General features: G+C 67.1%; 5 protein-coding genes, 1 tRNA gene and 1 pseudogene. 4 read left to right on the plus strand and 3 right to left on the minus strand.

Annotated features, from left to right (window positions below):
- The 3 genes and pseudogenes from QN357_RS17025 to QN357_RS17035 form a co-directional block, all read left to right on the plus strand.
- A pseudogene (locus tag QN357_RS17025) lies at positions 1-383 on the plus strand (hypothetical protein); the annotation flags it as partial.
- Positions 384-470: 87 nt separating this feature from the next.
- Positions 471-902, plus strand: coding sequence for a dehydrogenase (locus tag QN357_RS17030; protein ID WP_322136741.1), 432 nt, complete (start codon positions 471-473; stop codon positions 900-902).
- Positions 903-1,061: 159 nt separating this feature from the next.
- A complete protein-coding gene (locus tag QN357_RS17035) occupies positions 1,062-2,693 on the plus strand; it encodes a sensor domain-containing diguanylate cyclase (protein ID WP_134561764.1) in 1,632 nt (543 codons plus the stop codon).
- Positions 2,694-2,711: 18 nt separating this feature from the next.
- Here QN357_RS17035 and radA read toward each other — a convergent pair whose 3' ends face one another.
- Positions 2,712-4,079, minus strand: a complete 1,368-nt coding sequence (gene radA / locus QN357_RS17040; RefSeq protein WP_134446306.1) for a DNA repair protein RadA — start codon at positions 4,077-4,079, stop codon at positions 2,712-2,714.
- A 120-nt stretch (positions 4,080-4,199) separates the two neighbouring features.
- Complete coding sequence (locus tag QN357_RS17045; RefSeq protein WP_241984969.1) at positions 4,200-5,000, minus strand: SGNH/GDSL hydrolase family protein; 801 nt, start codon at positions 4,998-5,000, stop codon at positions 4,200-4,202.
- 148 nt (positions 5,001-5,148) lie between these two features.
- On the opposite strand from QN357_RS17045, the gene QN357_RS17050 reads away from it, so the two are divergent.
- A tRNA-Ser gene (locus QN357_RS17050) sits at positions 5,149-5,238 on the plus strand.
- A 52-nt stretch (positions 5,239-5,290) separates the two neighbouring features.
- On the opposite strand, the gene QN357_RS17055 is transcribed toward QN357_RS17050, so the two are convergent.
- Positions 5,291-6,031, minus strand: a complete 741-nt coding sequence (locus tag QN357_RS17055; RefSeq protein ID WP_323505256.1) for a site-specific integrase — start codon at positions 6,029-6,031, stop codon at positions 5,291-5,293.
- Between the last annotated feature and the right edge of the window lie 218 nt (positions 6,032-6,249).

Here is a 6,249-nt window from a genome sequence, read left to right on the forward strand (position 1 = left end):
CCGTCGAAGCGCTGACCGACGCCGTCACGTACCAGCCCGGCCAGAAGCCCGAACTCTCCCTCAGCATCACGAACACGGGCACCGTCCCCTGCGTGATCAACGCCGGCACCTCGAAACAGGTCTTCACGATCTCGAGCGGCCAGGACATCTACTGGACCTCGACGGACTGCCAGAGTGCGGCCGCCGACGCCGACGTCACCCTGCAACCGGGCGTTCCGGTGAGCTCGACAACACCGATCGCCTGGGACCGGGTCCGCTCCAACGCCGCCACCTGCGACGAGTCCACCCGCACCGCCGCGCCGGCCGGGGGAGCCTCCTATCATCTCGCCGTCTCCGTCGACGGCATCGCATCGGCGACACCCAAGCAGTTCATCCTCGACTGAACGATTGCCCGTACCGCACGTCAGCCCAGAGCGGAATAGTCCGCTCCGGTGCCCAGCCGGTGCGGACGGAATGATTGAATGGGTGGCGTGACTGACCCGACTGACATGACGCCGCCGACCCCACCGACCCGCTCCGTGGCCCTTGCTACCGCCCTCGCCGCCCAGGACGTAGCAGCCGTCGCATACGCCCTCCGCAACGACGTCGTGATCGTGCCGCAGCTCGTCGTCAACGGGCAGGGCGAGCAGGTTCGCGTCTTCGGCCGCGAAGGCACCGACAAGCGGATGCTGCTGCTCTTCTCCTCCGCCGAGAATTACGTCCGCATGGTGCCCGATGAAGTGGACCCCCAGGTCATGGTCGGCGACGCCCAGTGGCTGCGCGACTTCCTCACCGTGCATCGGAACGTGCTTGAGATGGTCTTCTTCGACATCGCCGGCCCGCACGTGATGCAGGCGGCCCCTGACGACCTGATGGCGGCGCTCGGCACCCTCCCGGAAACCGATTCCAGCGACGACGCCTGAGTCGGCACCCCCCATCGGCGGCATCCTGCGGCGTCCATTCGCCGGTGTCCGGGCTGGGCGCTAGGCTGAGCCTCGACAGTGTTCCTCCCTCTCTCGGAGAGGGTTCCCGGTGGGGAGATTGAAGGCCGGGAACACACGCCTGTCGGGGAGCAGGCCACGATGAACGCACCGCCGAATGAATCGATCGAGGCGAGACTCGCGCGCGTCGAGCGCCTCTTCTGGATCGACCGCGACGAGGCCAACCAGGCCGCCAGGGACTGGCTGATCGAGCTGCGCGTCGTCGACATCGATGGCGCGAACGGTGAGTTCGTCGACTACAGCAGCGTCGAGACCGGCCTCGGCAGGGGAGCCGTCGCGCGGCGCCTCCGCGTGCTCCTGGCCAACATCAGCCGCACCCGCGGAGATCCGAGCCGCAGCGCGGCCGAGGTGCAACAGATCCTTGCCTGGGCCGAGCGGCACGGCGAAGTCGCCCTGCAGTCCCGCTGTCACGACGTGCTCGGCTCGGTGTTCGAGATGGTCGGTGACCCCGCCCTCGCCCTCGAGCACGCCGTTCTCGTCAACGATCTGATCGACGAGAGCGAGGTGCCGCTGATGCGGGCCGCAGCCCGACTCTGCCTGGCCGACGCCCTTGGATCGGCCGGATCCTTCGACGAGTCGCGGCGCCGCTACAACGAGGCCCTGCGGCTCGTCATCGACGACACCGACACCAACATCCGCTACATGATCCTGAACAACCTCGCGTACACCGAGTATCTCGCCCACAACCACGTGGCCGCGCTCGAGACCGTCGAGCAGCTGCTCGCACTGTCCACGGCGAACTCCCGCCCGATCGGCATGTACGCGCGCGACACGATCGCCAGGGTCTACCTGACCGCGGGGCGGCTCGACGAAGCCGAGCGGATGCTGCTTCCGGCCATCGAAACCGCGAACGACGACCCCAACCCCGATGCGGTCTCGGCAGCACTGGTCACCCTCGCCGAGGTTTACCGGATCCAGGGACGGCTCGACGCGGCGCAGCGGGTGATCGACCAGTGCGCCACCCTCGCCGCCGGTCACGGCCTCGTCCGCTGGCTCACCGAAGTCGCCCGCGAACAGGCCGAGGCCTACGCCGCGAACCTCGACTACCGCCGGGCCTTCGAGGCCTACCGGAGCTATCACGCCCAGTCGGTCGCGCTCGGCGCGAGCGAGAACGAATCCCGCGGGCGGATCCTCGAGGCCATGTTCCAGACCGCGGAATCGCGGCGCGAGAGCGAACGCTACCGGGAACTCGCCGAGCGCGACCCGCTCACGAGCCTGCACAATCGCCGCTTCGTGGACGAACACCTGAGCGTCGCGGCGATCCGGTCCGGCGAGGGCGGGCCGTGCTTCGCCATCGCGATGATCGACATCGACCACTTCAAGCGCATCAACGACGCCCTGTCCCACGCGGTCGGCGACGAGGTGTTGCGCATGCTCGGCGAGATCCTGAAGCGCGCAGCCAACCGGGTCGCCGGCGGGATCGCCGCCCGCCTCGGCGGAGAGGAATTCCTGCTGATCCTGCCCGGCGCTGACGCGGCAGAGGCCCGGGAACGCTTCGAGGAGGCCCGCAGCGACATCTCCGACTACGACTGGACCCCGATCACCGCCGGGCTGCCCGTCACCGCGAGCATCGGGGTTGCTCTCGCCCCCGAGGACGGCGTCCAGGCTTCCGACCTCCTCCGAGCCGCGGACGTGCGGCTGTACGTCGCCAAACGCGACGGCCGCAACCGGGTCGTGCACACCGCAACCGTTCAGGCCTCGGTGTCGCGCTAGCCCGCCCGGCGCCCGTGCCTACCGGAACGCCGCGTCGAGCTCCGCGTCCCGTGCCGAGACAGGCTCCCGCAGCGCGAGGATGATCGCAGAGTCGAGCCGCCCGGCACCGGAGTCGATCCGGGTCACGAACCCGAGCCGAGCCGCCTCACTCGCACGCTGTTTGGCCGACGACACCGGCCGCACCTCGCCGGCGAGGCTGATCTCGCCGAACGCCACGACGTCATGCCCGATCGGCTTGTTCCGCGACGCGGAGGCGATCGCGAGCGCGATGGCGAGATCGGCGCCGGGTTCGGTCAGACGGATGCCGCCTACGGTCGACACGTAGACATCCGACGCCCCGAGGCCCTTCACCTCAGCCCTCTGCTCGAGCACGGCGATGATCATGGCGACACGCGATGAGTCCACGCCGTTGGTCACCCGGCGCGGGTTAGGGGCCGAGCTCGGCATGACGAGTGCCTGCACCTCGACCGGCATCGCCCTCCGTCCCTCGAGGGCGACCGTGACGCAGGTGCCGGGCACCAGGACGCCGCCGCGGGTGAGGAACAGGCCGCTCGGATCGGGGACCTCGGAGATGCCCTCGCCGGTCATCTCGAAGCAGCCGACCTCGTCGGTCGGCCCGAAACGGTTCTTGAGCGCTCGCACGAAGCGCAACGCGGTCTGCCGATCGCCCTCGAACTGGCAGACGACGTCCACGAGGTGCTCGAGCAGGCGGGGGCCGGCGATCGACCCGTCCTTGGTGACGTGCCCGACCAGGAGGATCGGCAGGTTGCGGTCCTTGGCGACCCGGATGAGAGTGGATGCGACCTCGCGCACCTGGCTCGGCTGGCCGGGAAGCCCGTCGGAGAGACCGCTCGCGACGGTCTGCACGGAGTCGATGATGACGAGGCTCGGCTGCACCGCGTCGATCTGGCCGAGGATGGTCGCGAGGTCGGTTTCGGCGGCGATGAACAGCTCGCGCTGCAAGGCCCCGGTGCGCTCGGCGCGCAGGCGCACCTGGCTCACCGATTCCTCGGCGCTCACGTAGAGCACCCGGGACTTGGCTGCCGCTGCCTTCGAGGCGACCTCGAGCAGCAGCGTTGACTTACCCACGCCGGGCTCGCCGCTCAGCAGGATGACCGAACCGGGAACGATGCCGCCGCCGAGCACCCGGTCGAACTCGCCGATGCCGGTCGGCCAGTGCGAGACCGCGGTGGTGTCCACGTGCGTGATCGGACGCGCAATGCCGGACCCGATCACGGCGACAGGCTTGACGGCGCGGGTGAGGCTCGCCTTCTCCGTCATGTCGACCACGGTGCCCCACTGCTGGCACTCGCCGCAGCGCCCGGCCCACTTCAGGGTGGTCCAGCCACACTCGGTGCAGCGGAAGGAGGAAACGGGTCTGGCCATGCTTGCGAGCCTAGCTTCGGCCACCGACACCCGGGCAATCGGCCGCGTGCCCACGCCGGTTGAAGCTCGAGCGCACGCCCTGGCCGAAGTCCGCGCGCCCACCCGGCCGGTCGGGCGCGCCTACCCCTCGCGCAGGTCGGCGAACTCCTCGGCGTCCTCGGGAACGAGCAGAGCGATGTCCTCGCTCAACGCCGGGAGGAATGCTTCGGCCCAGACCCGGTAGCCGCGGTCGTTCGGGTGGAACAGGTCGTTGGCCACGTGGGTGGCGACGCTGCGCAGCCCCGGCCGCTTCGTCGTCGCGTGCAGGGGCACAACGGTGAGCCCGTACTCGGTGGCGACCGTCCGCAGTATCCGGTTCCCGACGGCCACGATCCGTTCGTTGTGCGGCAGGTGGAAGCACGGCAGGTCGGCCACGAGGGCGTGTGGTGGTAACGCAGCGAAGATCGCGCGGATCCCTGATTCGAACACCGCAGCATCCCACACCGCCACGTTGTTCGCACCGATCGCGACCGTGACGATGTCGGGGGAGAGTTCCGAGAGGAGCGGCAGCTGGTCGCGAACGGCAAGCTCGACGGTCGCTCCCGAGACGCTCAGGTTGGCGACGCGCACCGTGCGACCGGTGGCCAGGCGGATGTGATCGGCGAGCAACCCGACGTAGCTGCGCCGCGGTTCGCTTGCCCCGATCCCCTGCGCGGCGCTGTCGCCGATGGCCACGTAGAGCAGCTCGCCCGGCTCCCGGCCATGCTCCCGCCACCACTGGGCGTGCGCGGGGAGGGTCTCGTTGAGTACCCGGGCGTTGCCTTGGCGCCATTCCCGGAATCCGCGCGCCCGAACGACGGCGGCAGCGGTCATTCCGGTAGCTGTGGTGACGGCGCCGAGGGCGACCAGGAGCGCGCGAAGGTTCGGTTTGACGTTAGACACGGGGGGAGCGTACCGCCGGTTTCTGGGTGCCGGCTTTCTGCTTCCTGTGTTCGCGTGTCGCGGTTTCCAGTGAAGCGGATGCCGCCCGCGAGCCCCGAATATCGGCTTGATTCGCGCAGACCCCTGTTTCTCACGTACAATCTCCCTCGGTACCGTGTCCGAGCGGCCGAAGGTGCAACTCTCGAAAAGTTGTGTGGGGGAGACTCCACCGTGGGTTCAAATCCCACCGGTACCGCCACAGTCAAACCCCCTGAATCCCTTGTAAACACTGGGAAGCAGGGGGTTTTTCATTACAGAGATTCGGGGTTTGCCCACGGTTTGCCCACATCTGAAACCTTCTTTGCCTGATTGAGCGCGATTCCGACAGCGTCAAGATCGTCGTCGAATAGATCCGCGTATGTGTCCAGCGTCATGGCGGCTGAAGCGTGTCCAAGCATCTTCTGGACGGCTTTCACGTTTGCGCCGGCGGAGATCGCCAGGCTGGCGGCTGTATGGCGCAAATCATGGACGGTGACTCGCTGAAGTGTCGCGTCAATGGCTTGGGCCTTTCTTACTGCCGAAACTCGCCAACCTCTTCTTGAGTCGGGAAGCGGCACATGGACGAGTCCGGCACCGAAGACAAGCTCATCTTGATCCTTTCCCGCGCATGCTTTGGCCAGCAGATCGGTTAGAAACTCAGGGTACGGAACGCTGCGGAATTCGTGCGACTTCGGCGTGCCAACGATGATCGGTCCGCCAACGCTCACGGCGTTTTCAGTGACGTTCGCACGGCGCCTCGTGGTGTCTAGACTTCTAACTCTTAGGGCTGTTGCTTCGCCCCACCGGAGACCCGTGTATGACAGGAATAGGAGCAGAGTCGAATGCCGACCAGCGTTGTCGGCGAGGAGTTGAACCTGCTGGTGGGAAAGATAGACATGCTTGTTGTGAGGTTTTCTCGGAAGATTCACCCCGCGTGCGGCATTCGAACTAATGCGGCGATCCTTCACAGCGACATCCAAGATCGACGCGAGAATCCCGAATGCTCGAATCACCAACGTTGCACCCTTGCGTTTGGATAGTTCGGTGACCCAACCTTGAACCTCGCTGTGACGGATGGAGCCAACCGAGCGCTTTCCCCAGAATGGCTGGACGTGCAGTCTCCAAGCGGACTCGATTGGGCGCAAGCTTGAGGGTTTTAGGGCTCTCCTGACGTTACCGTGGGTGGTTTCCGAGCGCCTTAACGAGTGCACGCCGCTCTCCGTCTAGGTTT

The sequence above is a fragment of the Cryobacterium sp. RTC2.1 genome (genome assembly GCF_035018685.1).
Taxonomy (GTDB): domain Bacteria; phylum Actinomycetota; class Actinomycetes; order Actinomycetales; family Microbacteriaceae; genus Cryobacterium; species Cryobacterium glucosi.